General features: G+C 43.3%; 17 protein-coding genes and 1 tRNA gene. 3 read left to right on the top strand and 15 right to left on the bottom strand.

All coding sequences use genetic code 11. The features are described 5' to 3' along the window. Window positions 1-52: 52 nt before the first annotated feature. The 7 genes from CFX1CAM_RS06965 to CFX1CAM_RS06935 all read right to left on the bottom strand — a co-directional run bounded on the left by CFX1CAM_RS06965 (window position 53) and on the right by CFX1CAM_RS06935 (window position 4,982). Window positions 53-1,453, bottom strand: a complete 1,401-nt coding sequence (locus CFX1CAM_RS06965; protein WP_162287667.1) for a peptidylprolyl isomerase — start codon at window positions 1,451-1,453, stop codon at window positions 53-55. 37 nt (window positions 1,454-1,490) lie between these two features. Then, complete coding sequence (gene rpsR, locus CFX1CAM_RS06960) at window positions 1,491-1,727, bottom strand: 30S ribosomal protein S18 (protein ID WP_087862329.1); 237 nt, start codon at window positions 1,725-1,727, stop codon at window positions 1,491-1,493. A 155-nt stretch (window positions 1,728-1,882) separates the two neighbouring features. Further along, entirely contained in the window at window positions 1,883-2,167 is a 285-nt protein-coding gene (gene rpsF / locus CFX1CAM_RS06955; protein WP_157891773.1) for a 30S ribosomal protein S6, read from the bottom strand. A gap of 214 nt (window positions 2,168-2,381) precedes the next feature. Continuing rightward, window positions 2,382-2,750 carry a phage holin family protein gene (locus tag CFX1CAM_RS06950; protein WP_087862327.1) on the bottom strand — a complete coding sequence of 123 codons (369 nt, stop codon included), beginning with the start codon at window positions 2,748-2,750 and terminating at the stop codon, window positions 2,382-2,384. A 94-nt stretch (window positions 2,751-2,844) separates the two neighbouring features. Further along, window positions 2,845-2,918 (bottom strand) — tRNA-Arg (locus tag CFX1CAM_RS06945). A gap of 31 nt (window positions 2,919-2,949) precedes the next feature. Further along, complete coding sequence (locus CFX1CAM_RS06940) at window positions 2,950-3,384, bottom strand: hypothetical protein (protein WP_087862326.1); 435 nt, start codon at window positions 3,382-3,384, stop codon at window positions 2,950-2,952. Window positions 3,385-3,398: 14 nt separating this feature from the next. Further along, entirely contained in the window at window positions 3,399-4,982 is a 1,584-nt protein-coding gene (locus tag CFX1CAM_RS06935; RefSeq protein WP_087862325.1) for a hypothetical protein, read from the bottom strand. 157 nt (window positions 4,983-5,139) lie between these two features. On the opposite strand from CFX1CAM_RS06935, the gene CFX1CAM_RS06930 reads away from it, so the two are divergent. The 3 genes from CFX1CAM_RS06930 to trxA all read left to right on the top strand — a co-directional run bounded on the left by CFX1CAM_RS06930 (window position 5,140) and on the right by trxA (window position 6,898). Further along, window positions 5,140-5,973, top strand: a complete 834-nt coding sequence (locus CFX1CAM_RS06930) for a DegV family protein (protein WP_087862324.1) — start codon at window positions 5,140-5,142, stop codon at window positions 5,971-5,973. Between the two features lie 63 nt (window positions 5,974-6,036). Further along, window positions 6,037-6,435 carry a diacylglycerol kinase family protein gene (locus tag CFX1CAM_RS06925; RefSeq protein ID WP_087862323.1) on the top strand — a complete coding sequence of 133 codons (399 nt, stop codon included), beginning with the start codon at window positions 6,037-6,039 and terminating at the stop codon, window positions 6,433-6,435. A gap of 115 nt (window positions 6,436-6,550) precedes the next feature. After that, window positions 6,551-6,898 (top strand): thioredoxin, encoded by a 348-nt coding sequence (gene trxA / locus CFX1CAM_RS06920; protein ID WP_407923332.1) that lies wholly within the window; start codon window positions 6,551-6,553, stop codon window positions 6,896-6,898. Between the two features lie 50 nt (window positions 6,899-6,948). Here trxA and murA read toward each other — a convergent pair whose 3' ends face one another. From murA to CFX1CAM_RS06880, 8 genes are all read right to left on the bottom strand, one after another. Beyond that, the gene (gene murA, locus CFX1CAM_RS06915) at window positions 6,949-8,232 is read right to left on the bottom strand and encodes a UDP-N-acetylglucosamine 1-carboxyvinyltransferase (RefSeq protein ID WP_087862321.1); all 1,284 of its coding nucleotides are present in this window, start codon (window positions 8,230-8,232) and stop codon (window positions 6,949-6,951) included. Window positions 8,233-8,428: 196 nt separating this feature from the next. After that, the gene (gene pckA, locus CFX1CAM_RS06910; RefSeq protein ID WP_087862320.1) at window positions 8,429-9,994 is read right to left on the bottom strand and encodes a phosphoenolpyruvate carboxykinase (ATP); all 1,566 of its coding nucleotides are present in this window, start codon (window positions 9,992-9,994) and stop codon (window positions 8,429-8,431) included. Between the two features lie 52 nt (window positions 9,995-10,046). Further along, entirely contained in the window at window positions 10,047-12,542 is a 2,496-nt protein-coding gene (locus tag CFX1CAM_RS06905) for a glycoside hydrolase family 113 (RefSeq protein ID WP_087862319.1), read from the bottom strand. Next, window positions 12,514-12,957: a transcription antitermination factor NusB gene (gene nusB, locus CFX1CAM_RS06900; protein ID WP_087862318.1), complete on the bottom strand. Its 444-nt coding sequence runs from the start codon at window positions 12,955-12,957 to the stop codon at window positions 12,514-12,516. The genes CFX1CAM_RS06905 and nusB overlap by 29 nt, the downstream gene beginning before the upstream one ends. Window positions 12,958-12,984: 27 nt before the next feature. Continuing rightward, entirely contained in the window at window positions 12,985-13,335 is a 351-nt protein-coding gene (locus CFX1CAM_RS06895) for an Asp23/Gls24 family envelope stress response protein (RefSeq protein WP_087862317.1), read from the bottom strand. A 54-nt stretch (window positions 13,336-13,389) separates the two neighbouring features. After that, complete coding sequence (locus CFX1CAM_RS06890; RefSeq protein WP_087862316.1) at window positions 13,390-13,899, bottom strand: hypothetical protein; 510 nt, start codon at window positions 13,897-13,899, stop codon at window positions 13,390-13,392. Window positions 13,900-14,209: 310 nt separating this feature from the next. Beyond that, window positions 14,210-14,473 (bottom strand): hypothetical protein, encoded by a 264-nt coding sequence (locus CFX1CAM_RS06885; RefSeq protein WP_087862315.1) that lies wholly within the window; start codon window positions 14,471-14,473, stop codon window positions 14,210-14,212. Window positions 14,474-14,589: 116 nt separating this feature from the next. Continuing rightward, window positions 14,590-16,794, bottom strand: coding sequence for a RelA/SpoT family protein (locus CFX1CAM_RS06880; protein WP_087862314.1), 2,205 nt, complete (start codon window positions 16,792-16,794; stop codon window positions 14,590-14,592). Window position 16,795: the final 1 nt, after the last annotated feature.

The raw sequence follows: 16,795 nt of genomic DNA, 5'->3' as shown, positions 1-16,795 counted from the left end.
GCGCTCAGCGCCTCTTTTTGTTCATATTGTTTCTATTAATTAACGGTTCAAATTACTGATATAGCGCTTCTAGGAATTGTTGAGGTACCTCAGGCGTTATAGGGACAAATTGATCCCAATTATCATGAATTTGAATATCATCACGTTGGTTGCGCTGATCAGAAAGCCAAATCGAAAAAAGTTGTTGTCTCTGTTGCAATATCTCATTGGCTGATACCGGGCTCTCACGCCTGCCAAGCACCTGGATAATATGGTAGCCAAAGGTTGTTTCCACAAGCTGGCTTAGTTCGCCCTCACCTAAACTGAAAGCGGCTTCTGAAAATTCGGGGACCATCGTGGATTTGTCAAACCAGCCCAAGTCGCCGCCCATATCTTTATTGGACTCATCGATTGAGTAAAGCGCAGCCAGGTCGTAGAAGTTCTCTCCTTCTCTCAAACGGGCTAAAATATCAAGACCTAATTCATAATCTTCGCTGGCAACGAGGATGTGCCGCGCCCACACTTCAGGTTTGGTTGTTTCAACTTCAAAATCCATAGCTTCGGTTAATTTCTCGCGCAGCAACTGTGCGGCAAAGACCTTTCTAAGATCTTTAATTTTGAAATTGTAGATTTTAAATTGGTTTTCAAATTCCTTGATATTTTTTCCGAAAATTGCGGTTGTATAAGGCGTAGGTGTCAGTGTGTTGGTTGGCGTCGCCTCTGGAGTGCCTTCTAAAGCTAGGCTTTCGACGGCTTGAAGATCTACCAGGTCTCCCTTTGGGTCAATGACCTCTTCTTCTGCCGGTTCTCCTTCGACAACCACTGCACGATCGGTTTCATCAAGTTCTGGTTCCCCATTTAAATCTGTTGTTTCTGAGTCTTCAATGACAGGAGTCGGTGTGTTAATCAATGCTTGCAGGGTTTCTGAATATGTCGCGGTTGGCTGGATCGTCGCAGTCATTGTTGGGGTGGACGTTCCATTTGGGAAAAACCCGAAAGCGGCTTGAATAGCTTCATCGATTTCTGTATCAGTTACTGAAATATTCCTTTTCGCGGCTTCCTCTTTGATGATGATATTGTCAATCATTTCATCCAAAACAGATCGCCCAAGAACGACCGGCTGTGATAATTCTGAGGCAATTGATCGAGCATTATCAAGGAAACTGCTGCCATACTCGCCAAATTGTTGGAAAAAGTTAAGATATTGGTAAGCTTGATTTAACATCTGCACCCGTGTGTACTGAACAAAGGGTTTAAACTCACGGACAGTGATTTTTGTATCGCCCACACGCGCCACCGCTATGCCTGGTTGGATGATCGTTTGGTCAATCACACCATAAATAACCAAACCCAAAATGATTGCACCGACAGCAATTGATACAATAACCAGAATTCGGGTTTGTTTAGCTTCACGGTGTTCTCGGGAGAGGTGCTTTTTAGTGACGATTTTCTTTTTTGGTTTTTGTTTTGCCATGTGTGCCAATCTGCCTTTGTAACGGAAAAATGCTGAACTACTCGTTGACGAAGGGAAGCAACGCAATGTGCCTTGCATTTTTAATCGCTTTAGCGAGGGCACGTTGATGCTTGGCGCAGACACCCGTTTGACGTCTTGGGCGGATTTTCCCGGTTTCGTCGATATAGTGCTTGAGCAGTTCTGTATTTTTATAATTTATCTCAGTTTCTACGTTCGTGCAAAACTGACAAACCTTTGACCGAGAATAGTAGCGGCTGCTTTGTAAATTTGTCATTGTAAACTCCTATATGTGTAAAAAATTCAGAGGGAGGTAGGCTATATCCTCTTTTTGTATTTGGGACTTCAAATGCTTTTTCCAGGGACTGACACGCATGATCTTGTTCAACCCCTCGAAAAACATTTCAGCACATCGTCGTTAAAAAAGAATCATTAATCTTCTTTTATGAGCATATACCGAATGATTGGCTCAATATAGCGCAGGTTTTGTGAAAAATCGGTGCTAGAAGCGGGACTTAAAGAAACCTCCATGTAGATATAGAAACCTTCACGAAAGTCCTGAATCTCATAAGCAAGCTGTCTTGTACCCCAAATATCTGTTTTAATAATTTCTCCACCACTCTCAATGATCATGGTGTTGACACGCTCAATCACTCCGGATCTGGTTTCTTCGTCCAGGTCAGGCTGAAGGATCAATATTAATTCGTATTGTCGCATTTGGAATCTCCTTTCCATGGGTCTGTTACACTTGGTTACCGGAGATAACTGTGTAACGGAAAGAACCCGTAGTCAATTTTGATTTTAGATAAACGCTGGATTCTTTGGTCCAGCACAGCGTCAAAGTATACTCGGCTTAGGCGGACAATGCAAGCACATGCGGTAGGGATTTGTTGACAATCAAGGTGACGATCGGATGAGATTAATCAAACGATTAACGTTTATCCTCATCAATCAAAATTGATGATAACACCACAGAAACGAAGCTGACAATAATTGAGGCTAACAGGGCAGTACCAAAACTATCGACCGCAAAGTGAAAGCCGAGACTCTGGGAGATGTTCGCAGAGAGCATGAATGTGGCCGCATTAATGACAAACACAAACAGACCTAATGTGATGATGATAAAGCCGCAGGACAAAAACTTCAAAATCGGGCGGATCAGGGCGTTGACCAAACCAAGAATCAGAGCCATGATCGAATACACCCAAAAACCATTGCCTTCAACGGTGATGCCAGGGAGAACCAGATATGCAATGTATAGCGATGCCGCGGTGATCAGCCACCGTAAAATTAATTTCATGGGTCATCCTTTCTCTATCAACAACTTGCGGGTTTGATTACTCAGAAATTATTAAGTTCATTACTTTGGAATTTCCTTGGATTGGGGTGTTCAACGCCCCTGACAGGACTCGAACCTGTAACCCCTGGATTAGAAGTCCAGTGCTCTGTCCAATTGAGCTACAGGGGCATACTTCAGGTATTAAATTATATCACCACCATTATGAACTTGAAACAGGGCGAATACCTTTGTACACCCTGAACCCGGAGAAGGTTTTTAAAATGATATCGGGAGGCCTGTTGAGGATTTCACCTAATTCTTGTGGGGTGAGGGGTTTATTGCCATTGGACAAGAATACCTTGAACACTGAATCGACCAGAGCCATGTTGCGACTGATGAAGCCTTCCTGTTTGGCACAATGAGAAATCAAAGTGTGCTGTAAGCCATCGACCTGTTTGACCTCGGCAGTTTTGGGATCCACCCAATCGATTACTTCATCATTGTCCAAATCCTGGAATATGCGTCGGTGCTCTTCGCAAAGAAAACTGCGTAAATAAACTTGCCAATCGCGATCGTGGTCTTTCCACCAATTGAAATCAATATTAAAGGGGGAGTTCAGTGTCGGTTTAATTAAACTGCTGATTTTTGAAGACATACACTCTCTCTATTTTATGAATGTTCGCTTAACCGGTAATAGAGATCGCCCACGGCTGTGAACTCAGGATTTGAGGTCAAAATGCTAAATACCAATCCTGGCGGGCAGCGGCGGATACAATTGACACCGGCGTATAATTCAACACTGTGCACATGGCCTTGCGGGTTCAATTTAGCCAATTCCCTCATGATGTTTAAAATATCATTTTTTAGGGGTCTGGGATTATTGGCACGCTTTTTCCACAGCTCATCCAGCGCATCTGTTGATGGGACAGCAATTGCCATCCGCTCATTGAAATCCGCTGAAATGGTTTGTTTTAACATTGCAAAAACAACCCCACCATCAGTCCCAATCAGCAAAGTGCGGATCCACTCGCGATTAGAACGCTTCTTTTCGGGTTGAATTAATACTTCTCCTGGCTCTTTGCCCGGCTTAATTTTTATAATGCTGCCAGGCATTAAATCCATTTCATCATACCAATCGCGTAAACCATAGACGTAATTAAAAGGTCGGACAACCCAAGCTGAAATCTCCTGTCCCCTGGTATCAATCATTTTAAATTTTACACGCGGCGTCTCCAACGCAGTTGGAAACACGGATCGGGTGCTTGGGGTGAGAGGGATGCTCCCAATACGCCAATGGGGATAATTTAACACAACCGCAACCTCTTTTGCGGTAACTTTCTTTTTATCCTCCAATTGATAATCTGTGAGTTCATCGTCAAGCTGTTGTTCTGCCCTGAGCATGTCGTCATCTAAATCTGATCGGTCATATTCGATGGGTGTAAAGCTCAATTCGATCGGTATTTCGCGAACGGGTTGTGGCTCAAGCCGGTTGAGAAACCATTGAATTTCACCCGTGGGACCAACTTCGTCAAAACGTGGGTCTTCCTGCAGGGCATAATTTAATGAAAATTTAATCAAATCTTGCGGATCATCTGTTTCAATATCAATCTGCTCTAAAAGTGTGCTTACAGGAAGAGGGCCTCCATTGTGCATATCCAACAGGGCTTCCGCCAGGTTCAAATGGCCGACGTTGAATTCGATTAACAGTGATTTTGCAAACCACACAGCGCCAATCCGGATTAAGTCTTTACTATCAAGAAGTGCGTGTTCAAGTTTTTGTGTAACGAGATCACTGTACAGGTCGACGATTTCCGAGGAGTGATCACTTTCGGATTCATCGCCAAACAAAGTAGTGGTATTCAAGATGTGATTTTCAAGACCCGCTGCAAATTGACGGGTTTTACCATCGGACAACTCGACAGTGATCACCTTCATCTGGGGATGTTCCGGATTGTTTCCTTCACGCACGGCTGTCACAGTGCCGTTAATCCAATCCATTGCTGGAAATTGGACTTTATCTCCGATGGCGTAAACTTCTTTGGGTTGATAAATTTCACCGTTTTCTTGCTGCTTCTTTTGCAGCCGTTCTTTTTCTGAACGGATACGTTCTTGAATTAACGCTTCAGCTAATTCGTCAGATGGGAGAGGTGTTTCTTTGTCCAGCAAATAAGCATAAAGGAACTCAATATCTGCCTGGGTGATCGTAAAGGACTCCCAGTAGGATTGATTAATTTGAAAATCAGCAAAAACCATTGACCTGCCTCAAAAAATATATTATGAAAATTTTACCTTAACAACAAATAATGAGTATACCCTACTTAACAAGAATCGCTAAATAAAAAAGGTTGTGATCTCATTTTTGACGGTATAATCAAAGTTATTATTTTGGGTACAACCGAAAGTTGAAACAATGATCCGTATTTTATCTGATTCTACAGCTGATCTATCTAAAGAACTTTGCGAAGAATATAATATTGAAACAATTCCCATGTATATTCAATTGAATGGCAAAGTTTACAAGGACGGGAAAGACATTAACCCCGAAATGCTGTTTGAAACTGTGCGAACATCGGGACAATATCCAACAACTTCTGCGCCACCACCAGGTGATTTCATTCAATTTTTTGACCGAGACGCCCCGTCAATATACATTGGTGTAACCAGCAAACTTTCTTCAACATTTCGTAATGCGCAATTAGCTGTCAAAGAGTTGGGAAATCGCGTTGTAGATGTAATCGATTCGTTGAGCATTTCCACAGGTTATGGGCAGGTGGTTGTGCAAGCTGCAAAATGGCGCAATGAAGGCATGAGCTTTGAAGAGCTCAGCGTCAGGATACGAGAACGGATCAAGCAGACCAGAGGATTTTTTATTCTCGACACCCTTGATTATTTATATCACGGCGGTCGCTGTACTGCGATTGAACATTTCTTTTCCAGTTTGCTTAAAGTGCATCCATTCTTAGAAATGCGACAAAATGGGACGCTAGGAATATTACAGAAGGTGAGGGGTTCTCGGAAAAAAGCAGTCGATGCATTGCTCGCATATTTTTTAAGACAACTGTCCACGTATTCCATTCCCGAGATATATATAACACATTTGAATTGTGAGATTGAGGCTCAATACATAAAAGAGAAAATCAATGGGGCCAAAAAGACGGTTCAATTGCATGATGCTGAGGTCGGTTGCGTTTTAGCGACCCATTCTGGTCCAAAACCAATTGGAATTGCCTACTATATTGAATAGTAATGAAGGATTATGATCAGGAAAAACTTACCATAAATATTTTACTCAAATGAAAAGTTGCCAATGATAAAATTTTTTTACACTCGATTGCTGAGCTTAAGAAACGCGTTTATTGGTTGGTGGTATGTCATTCGGACACAGAAAAACGCCTGGATTCACGCAGTTGCCACGGTTGTGGTTTGCCTGGTTGGCTTTTGGCTAAAATTATCTATGTGGGATTGGGCAGTGATCGTTTTAGTTATTGCCATGGTTTGGACTGCTGAATTTCTCAATACGGCGTTGGAAATTGTTGTTGATTTAGCCAGCCCAGATTTGCACCCATTAGCCCGTGTTGGAAAAGATGTCGGCGCAGCCGCCGTGTTAATTGCAGCCGCTTCATCAACAATTATTGGGATTTTAATCATGGGTAAACCATTTATCGAAAGATTGCAGCACCTGTGGAGCATACTGCGAATTAAATAAACATATTTTTACATTACTTTTATAGAACTGGTCAAATTTATATAAAAGATTAATAATTATGTAAAAGACTTATAAAAGTGTGGATCAAACAAATGAAAACAGAGGAGAATTTATGATTAACGAACCGATTAATGTCACTGACCCAGCCTTTGAAAAGACGGTGCTACAATCATCGCTTCCGGTTATTGTGGATTTTTGGGCACCCTGGTGTGGACCTTGTAAAATGGTTGCCCCAATTTTAGACAAAATCGCGAAAGAGTACGCAGGAAAACTACTCGTTGCCAAAGTGAATACCGATTCAGATTCAGAAATGGCAATTCAATATGGCATACAGGGGATACCAACCATGCTATTCGTTTTTGGTGGAAAAATAATCAACCGTCAAGTTGGGGCATTACCCGAGCCAATGCTCAGGGAAGTGATCGAGCAATTCCTCGATGTGGTCAATGATCACAATGAATAATCTTTGAAAATCAATTAAAAAAGGCGTTCTGCAAACGCCTTTTTGTTTTTTTAATCACTCAAGCGTTCAATATCTGCGCCTAAACGCTTGAGCTTTAAGTCTACTTCCTGATAGCCGCGATCAATTTGCGCGACATTGCGTAAAACGCTTTTTCCACGAGCGGATAGTGCGGCAAGGACCAACGCCATACCAGCCCGAATATCAGGGCTTTCCAGCGGCGCCCCGGAGAGGGGTGTGGGACCCTGGACAATACAGCGATGCGGATCGCATAGCACAATTTGAGCGCCCATGCTGACTAACTTATCGGTAAAGAACATGCGCGAAGGGTACATCCAGTCATGAAATAAAATGCTACCCTTTGACTGCGTGGCGATGACAATCGAGATACTCATCAAGTCTGTGGGAAAGGCGGGCCAGGGCATGACGGATATCTCAGGAATGGCATTTCCCAGGTCAGGTTCGATTACCAGCTTCTGATTTTGTGGAACAAAAATATCATCACCGTTGGTTTCCCAATCAACGCCAAGTCGATTCATGACAAGGTGAATCATGTCCAGATGTTTGACACCTGCATTGCGTATGCGTATCGATCCACCAGTGACCACTGCAGCGCCGATAAAGCTAACCACTTCAAGGTAGTCTGGGCCAATGGAGAATTCGCCGCCATGCAAGTCCTTTACTCCGGTAATTTTCAACGTGTTAGAGCCAATATTGCTGATGTCGGCACCCAGCATATTGAGGAATTGGCACAATTCCTGAATATGAGGCTCACTGGCTGCATTTCGAATCGTTGTTTCACCTTCAGCAAAGATGCTGGCCATGATCGTGTTTTCGGTGGCTGTAACTGACGCTTCATCCAGTAAAATATCGGCGCCTTTCAGCGCCTTTGAACTAAAGTGGAAACGATTATCAGCATAATTCGTTTTCACACCCAGCCGTGAGAATGCCAGGCAGTGGGTATCGACACGCCGACGACCGATGATGTCTCCTCCTGGAGGGGGGAGGTAAAGCTCACCAACCCTGCTGATTAGTGGCCCAGCCAATAAAATTGAGGCACGGATTTTTCGGCACAAGTCCGGGTCCAAATTGGCTGGTCGAACGTCACTGGCATCAAATTTGTAAGATGTTGGATTTAACTGCTCGATTTTTACATTTAAGCTGATTAACAGCTGAAGCATTGCTTTTACATCAAGGATATTGGGGACATTGTGGAGGATTATTGGCTCTGCTGTAAGCAAGGTTGCTGCTAACAATGGTAAAGCTGCGTTTTTGTTGCCAGAAGGTGTCAATTCACCGCTCAGGGGAATTCCGCCATTAATGATGAACTTTTCCATTTGAACTCCTCGTGTGATGGTTAATTCTTCTTGAATCAACGATGCCTTGCCGCGACACCCGTGTGACCTTACACCTGTGTACAAACAGACCAACAAAGATAAAATGATTGACGGTGCTACGGGTTGGTTGTTAACTCAATTAATTTTTCATCCAGTTTGTTAAAAAAATGGCTTGCTTTAGGTTTAATTAACCGGGTTACTCAGTAATGTTCAAAAAAGACTGAAATTTTTCGAAATTTTTGTCGAAAGCAAGCTGCAGATCACGGGCAATTTGCATGAAGTTCTGTTGGTTTTTCCAGGTGCTTTGCGGATATAACAATTCTTGTGGAATTCCCTCAATTTGATCTGGAACAGAGAGATTAAAGACAGTATCTAAGTGATAGGTTGCGTTTTGATGCTCGCCGGACAGAATCCAGTTAATCATATGCCGGGTATATCGCAGGGGCATGCGATAACCCGTGTTGTAATCACCACCGGTCCAACCCGTATTGACCAGCCATATGTTCGTGCCATGCGCGTCAATCTTCTGTTTAAGTAAATTGGCGTAAATATCCGGCGTAAGAGGTAAGAAAGGTTCTCCAAAGCCAGTTGAGAAAGTTGCCTGAGGTTTCTGTCCTAAACCTCTCTCCGTGCCAGCGACTTTTGAGGTGTAGCCAGAAAGAAAATAATATAGAATCTGATCTTCGTGTAGTTTTGCAACGGGAGGCATGACGCCAAAGGCATCCGCTGTAAGGAAAAAGATGTTGGAAGGGTGACTTGCGGTCGATTCTGGCACAATATTGTCAACACTTGAAAGTGGGTAAGCCGCACGTGTATTTTCAGTGATCTTTGCAGAATCAAAATCCACAATATGCGTTTCTGGCGAAATCTCAACGTTTTCAAGCACTGTGCCAAATTGGTGGACAGCCTTCCAGATCACGGGCTCTAATTCCGGATTTAAACGGATGGTTTTCGCATAGCATCCACCTTCAAAATTGAAGATGCCATTGTCTGCCCAGCCATGTTCATCGTCTCCAAGAAGTTTTCGGTCTGGTGTTGATGACAGGGTTGTTTTTCCAGTACCGGATAGTCCAAAATAAAGCGCCACATCGCCCTTTTCACCGACATTTGCTGAACAATGCATCGGCAAGACACCTAATGGGGGCAGGTATGCATTCATTAGCGTGAAAGCTGCCTTTTTGATTTCGCCAAAATATTTTGACGCCGCGATCAGTATGGTTTTTTCTTTGATATCAAGTAGAATGCCTGCATTTGAACGAACGCTGTCGATTTCCGGATTTAACAAGAGATTGGGCGCAACCAGAACGGTAATTTCCGGGTTCTCAGAATGGGGCTCACCGGTATAAATAAATTGATTTTTCGTTGCCAGTGCCTGCCAGGCAAATTCGGTAACGACACGAATGCCCAAACGATAGTCTGGATCAGCGCCGACGAACGCGTCAACAATATATAATGCACGATTAGAAAGATATGCCGTGACCCTATCTTTGATCTTTTCAAAATTCGCCTTTGTGACGGGTCGGTTAACATCTCCCCACCATAAGTCTGCAACGTCTTTGTTATCAACGACGTACTTGTCATTGGGGGAACGTCCTGTGTATGGGGCGGTGATTGCTGCCAGAGCACCTGCTGAAGTTAATTGTCCCTCTCCATTGAGGATAGCTTGTGTGACCAGTTGAGCGGTATCAGCATTAAAAAAAATTTCTCCTGTGTGAACGATTCCAAGCTGTTCAAGCCATTTTTTTAGCGCATGTGTTGGCATTCGTAAATAATCCCTTCTTGTGTGTGATAAGATTGCACAGTTTTCTTATTGTTTATGGTTTTAAGCTATTATACCAGTATTGGATGACATCAAAAGCAGGTTTACCAGCAATCGAAGATGACCCATCGTGAACTAACACCGTGGGTTCAAAGCCACGGATTGAAATGCCGGTTATCCACTCTCGGCTGGCCAGAATCGGTAAGATTGCATTATAAATTACGGCTTGTTCTGCAAGGCTGGTTTCGTAGGCTAAGAGCTCATCTGGATGAAAAAGTCCATCGTTGTAACAGGCCTGATTCAGCAATGCGCAGCCGCTGGCAGCCATCTCAACAGAAGGGTAAGCAAATGCGAGCGTAATCGGAAGGCCAGTGCTGCGATACACCTCGTAAATATGTCTATCGATGACAGTTGTAAATCCCGATTGAACCGTTTCGAAAGTCGGGTGTTCTTCAAGTGCTAAGGGCGCATCAATACTGATGTATACACCATCAAATTCGAAGAGGAAGCCGGGTAGTGGATCCGTTTCCTGGTTCACTTGGATAGCCCAGATGATGTTCCCGGAGAAAATCTCCCGAATATCTGCCAATAGTTCATACCAATGATCGTCGAAACCTAGAGGTACGTTGCTTTCTCTGCCATCAGGGAAAACGCCGCCTTCGAAGGCGGGCGCGAGTTGCTTTCCCCCGAGAATTAAGACTTTTGCATTTACGTTTTCAGCCAACTTCGCATAGCTTAAGATGAAGTCGTTGTAAGATAAGAAATATTCGTTCCACCAAGCCTCAGTATGCGATTTGGACGACCACCAATTTTCCATTAGATGGAAGGGTCCAATTTGTGGGTAAAAGCCGATATTGAGTTCCTGAGCTTGGGCAGATTTAACCAATGACAACAGCTCGTAAGAGAATGGCGTTTTGCCTATTTGAGGTCGCAGATAAGGCGATTGCAAATTTACCGTCCATTCGGGAGAAAAAATCAGTGTATCAGCGCCAATCTGTTTCAGGTTTGCCATAGCCTGGGGAGCATAAGCCAGCCAGGACGGATTTGTTTCCGATGTGAGCTCAATGATTGTACTGAAAGTTGAGGGCTTGATTGGAATGTAAGCCTCTTGAAGGTAGGCGCCTCTTTCATAAGCAGTCCAATTCTGCCATTGATTGAGGGTAAGCGTGATGGTTTGTGCGTTTTTTGATGGTTGCACCTGGCGAGTGCCGGTGATTGACTCAGCGTCCATGCCGCGCTGACAATTTTCAGTGTGGCAGAACCGGTAATTTATGGCTTGGTTGAGGTTCAACGGAGAAAATAAGATAAATAAGTACTGATCATCTCCCACAGGCCACAAAGGAATTGGTTCTGTCCATGTATCGGTCTGAAATTGGATGAACTTCAAGTTGCTGGGTGCGCTGTTTGACGGGATTGTTGCTAAGAATGTGATTGGTTCAACACCGTTTGAGCGCCAGCTCTCAATTGTGTGTTCAATAGTTACATCTTTTGAGGGCACGATTAATTGTCGAATTCTAAAACCGCCTGAGAGATATTGTTCTGAATTCCAATAACCATCGCCGAGCGTGAATTTGTATCGCAAATCAGTCCCAGCATATAATTGCATAGAAATTGATAATGTGCCATCATGATTGGGTGAAAGCATTGGCATCCCCAGGTGATTAATACTCATGCCGCCGTTGCGGTATGAAAAAGTATTTCCGAGTTGAAGGATATTACCAGCAATATAGATCGGCGCTCCAAGTGCGTCCTTCAACTGGTTGACGACAAAGGTGATGTTAACCGCTGGCGCACGTGTTAATTTCACGTTGGCTGTTGTGGTCATCCCCGGCTCAATTTTTGCACCTTGCTGGTATGTGCGATATTGACCATCGATGGCATAAAAAACAACATTGTGAACCCCCTGACTAAGACCTTCAAGGAAAAAATTGCCATTGGCATCTGTGAAAGTCCGTTTGCCACCAGCAGCAATTAAAATATCCGGAATTGGCTGGTCAGTATCTTCATCGAGCAGGGAACCTCGAAGGAAGCCGCCCATCCAATGCTGAGTTTCTAAGCCTTGCCAACCTTGGAGAATGTCTGTGATGATCGCATTTCCAGAAGCATAATACATGCGATACTCAACAGCTTCGCCAAAGGAACTGACTTCGTAAGCCTCGGTTTGGCCTATTTTTAAATAGCGATACTTGATGATTGAACCCTTTGGAATAGTCAGCGTCGTGACGTAAATTTGTTCGTCGAGTGGTTTTAGTTCAATTTGTGATTTATTGTATGGCAAACCTGTTACGTCATCGAGTATTTCTAAAACAAATTTTTCTGCTGGCAAGGCAGGTTGGGCAACCTTGAGTTGAAATTGAATATCGACGGGTTCGGTTAAAAAGTCTTTGATATTATCAAAATATTGCGGGTTAGGTTCTCTTGCTGTTGATGGGAGATGGCAGCCGGTCAAGCTTGTCAAAACAAGCACCAACGCAACAATAGCAATGGTGGAGGATTTGATTGTTGAAACGATGATATTGGTTTTAATCACTGTCCTGAACGATTCCCACATTGGATTTAATCTCCTCCAGATTTTCAATCAAACCGCCCAAGACTCCATTGACAAACCTAGCTGACCCATCTGCACCATAAAGCTTGGCCAATTCAACAACCTCATTGACAACAACTTTTATCGGTGTTTTTTGGTAGACTGCAATTTCCCAAAAAGCCATACGAAGCAGGTTTCGATCGATGATAGCGACCTGGTCCAGTGGCCAATCCGGGGCAAAATCAGCAAGAAATTCATCAAATTTCTTCTTATTTGCGACGACACCAGAAACAATGTTGCTGATGAAGTGTTTGAGGGAGTCGTCCATCTTAAGATTCTCAAACCTTTTGGCAAGAACAATACCGGGTTTATGGGTGCTGATGTCTACCTCGTACAACACCTGTAATGCGATACCGCGCGCTTTGGTTCGAGATTTCATGTTAAAAAGCCTGAGTTTAGTAGAGAATTATGCATGAAAATCGATATCCATGATATGGATATTCACACCCCCCACAGCCAATCCTACCATTTCAGTTATGGCGCGAGAAACCCGTTCCTGAATTTCGCGAGAAATATCGCGCACGTTCATATCACTGAATAAAACGACATAGACATCAGCATAAACTTTGTCATCTTTTATAAGGACTTTTGTGCCCTGAGCATTTTCTTGAGCGAAGACTTGCGCCAAACTATTTTTTACTGATGCCATTCTACTGACGCCCTGAACGCTTAAAGTCGTCAGCCGCGTAATCTTATGCAATACTTCCGGAGAAATTGTTGTTTTACTGATGTCTTTTTCGGAAACCTGATCGTTCATATCAACTCCATTCGAACTTAGATACTCAGGACATGCTTAATATTATAAATCAAATTATTCTTTAGGCAGAGTTCCTGATATCCATAACACCATAAGGATAAGATCGTCGCGTTGGAGATCCTCTTTAGGGTGTGCCTGTTTGTATTTTTCTTCAATTTCATCGAAAGTGAGATTGCTTGGCCAGTTCGCGCTGAAGCCTTCGGCAATACCATAACTCCGCTCCAGGGTGAGTTCTTTCCACCCTTCAGATTCCAACCATGTTAGTACCCGATTTGCTAAAACTGATTTAATTTTTGCCCATGTGGTTAGCGTGTATGGAATGACGTCATCCTTTTCTTCAAAGGCAGAAGCATAGGCGTTGATTCTTAACGACAATGGAGCCCGAACAGGATTGCGAAACCCCAGAATTTTGATATGTTTTCGAAAGAAATTGGCGAATTCAATTTGTTCTTCTCTGGATAAAGTATTTACACCTTCCAAAAGTTCTTTGATGACCTTGTCTAAATAATTCCGTTCAATAAAAACGTTGATCGTTTTAAACGGTAGATATTCTTTCTCTGGCATTGTTAATCTCCAATTCTAAGGTTGCCTGACCTATTCCAGAATTTCGATCGCTTGCAATTTCTTGTTGATCCTGTGTGAATTATACTGAATTTCCTAGTGAATAATAGGTTTCTTGCGGTTTTCAGTTATTCGGGTTTAATTCGAAAATCAGCTTAAAAAACCGTGTTTCAAGGGGGATGGCAATAAGACTAATGTTGATTCTCGCTGTTGTTTAAACAAGCTGAGGTGGATTGAAGATCCACCTCCTGATCACATTTGGTAATTTAATACGATATTGACTCGATGATATGATTTATCCTGTCAACCAAGATTAGTAATCGTCGTCGTCATCGTCCGGTTCTAGACTCAGAAGATCGTCATCATCATCATCATCAAGCCAGAGATCATCATCATCATCTTCAATTTCATCCCAATCATCGATCTCGTCTTGATCATCCCAATCTTCCAGGTCGATATCATCTAAAGGTCGGTAGGTTTTGCAACCTGTATCAGGATCCAGCTCAATTGCAGCCGCGCTACAATATTTTCCATCCAGGAAAAGGCAATCAATATAATGACAATGAATTCTAGGCATATCCTCTCCTTATTATTTTTCCAAAAGATTTACTCGGATGCGATTTTACACCAGGAAGAGCATTGTGTAAAGGCTAAAGACGGGATTTTAAATGACGAATTTTGCCTTCTTTCATTCTATCCTGGACCACGGCGTTTTGCCTCATAGACATTGGGAAGGTTTTCAAGTTTTGTCAGTATTCTGCTGAGTTGGGTGATCCCTTGAACGCCGATGACCAATTTTATCACTACCAGATGCTGACTCATCTTCATGCTCATATCGATCAAGTTTACGCCTTCCTCAGAAACAACTTTTGATATATCAGTCACCAATCCCTGACGATCATAGGCTTTAATTTCGATTGGAACAGCAAAGATTTTTCCAGGTTGACCCCAGGAAACCGTAACCAGTCTTTCTTTTTCATTGACCCGAAGAATATTCGGACAATCCTGACGATGGATGGTTGCTCCTCTGCCTCGTGTGATATAGCCAATTATTTCATCTCCTGGCATTGGGTTACAGCATTTTCCCATGGTCGTTGCAATGCCTTTTAATCCCATAACTCGAACAGCGTCAGATGGCAGGATTGGCGTAGGAACTTCAAAAAGCTCGAAGCCAAGTTCAGTATCTTCCTCAAGTGCAACCTCTGCTAACTCAGCGAGCTTGTTGACCACGCGCCCAATACCGACATCACCGCTCCCAATAGCGACATAGAGATCATCAATCGATTTAACACCTAACTCGGGCAGGACCTTATCAAGCTCAATTTGTTTGAGGCCAAGTCGTTTGAACTCTTTTTCAAGCAGCGCTTTACCTTGCGTCAGATTCAATTCGCGATCCTGGCGTTTAAACCATTGCCTAATTTTTGAGCGAGCTCGACTGGTTCGGGCCAAACCCAGGCTGGGGTTTAACCAATCCCGTGACGGTCCGCCGCGTTTTGCGGTTAGAATTTCCACCTGGTTTCCTGTTTGCAAGATGTAATTGAGCGAAACCAGTTTCCCATTAATTTTTGCACCACGACAGCGGTGTCCAATTTCAGTGTGAACGTGATAGGCAAAATCAATCGGTGTTGACCCAGCAGGAAGGTCGATGATATCACCTTGCGGTGTCAGAACATATACCCGGTCTTTAAATACATCAGATTTCCAGCTGTCGACAAAATCATTGGCATCTTCATTATCCTGCTGCCAAATAGACATACTTCTCAGCCACCCAATTTTTTCTTGGTAAGGGTCTTCGATTTTTGTCCGTCCTTCTTTATAGGACCAATGGGCAGCAATGCCGAATTCAGCTTTTTCATGCATTTCTGCTGTGCGAATTTGGACTTCAAGTGGTTTGCCATCGTCAAAAATCACGGCGGTGTGAAGCGATTGATAGTCATTGTCTTTTTTCGCGGCAATATAGTCATCAAATTCGCCGGGAATCGGGCGCCATTTCATGTGCACAACGCCCAGGGCTTTGTAACACGATGCGACGTCTTCCACGATTAACCGGACACCGCGCAAATCCATGAGCAATTCAAAGGGCATTTCCTTTCGGCTAATTTTTTTGTAGATCGAATAGATATGTTTAGGTCGTCCTGAAATTTCGCTTTTAATGCCCTCTGCTTCAAGCACTTTACTCAGCCGTGAGATAATATCCTGAATTTGCTTTTCGCGGTCAGCCCGCCGGTCGGCTAATTTTTCAGCGATTTCTCGATATTCCTCTGGAGCAACATACCTGAATGCGAGGTCTTCCAGTTCCCATTTGATTTGCCAAATACCCAAACGGTTAGCCAATGGTGCAAAGATATCCAGAGTTTCCTGTGCGATTCTTTTTTGAGAGGCTTCATCATAATGCGACAATGTCCTCATACAATGCAAACGATCCGCCAGTTTAACCAGAACTACCCTGGCATCTTCACTCATAGCAAGGAAAGTTTTACGCAGTGCTTCAACGATTTCATCGTCACGAATTTTTCGGTGTTGTGAAGGGTCTTTCAACTGTAAAGCAGACACAACCCTTTGATCTGCCTTTAGCAAATTGGGCAACTGGGTTAGTTTTGTCACGCCATCGACTAATTCAGCCACTTCGCTGCCAAATTCTTTCTGAATTTGATCAAGAGTAATGTCGCTGTATTCAATTACATCATGTAACAGCCCAGCAATGATTAATTCTGGTGGGAAAGCCAATTCTGCCAGAATTACTGCTACAGCAATGCAATGGTTAACATAAGGCAAACCACTGTGTAGAGTTTGCCCCTTATGAGCTATTTCTGCCATGTGGAATGCTTTTTTAACCTGATCGAGATCCAGAGGGGTGTAATTTTTTGGCAGCTTTTCAAGAAATTGTTCAATTTGCATC

Source organism: Brevefilum fermentans, from assembly GCF_900184705.1.
Lineage (GTDB): Bacteria > Chloroflexota > Anaerolineae > Anaerolineales > Anaerolineaceae > Brevifilum > Brevifilum fermentans.
The sequence above is the reverse complement of the archived record's forward strand: the minus strand, read 5'-3'. Positions and strand labels throughout refer to the sequence as shown.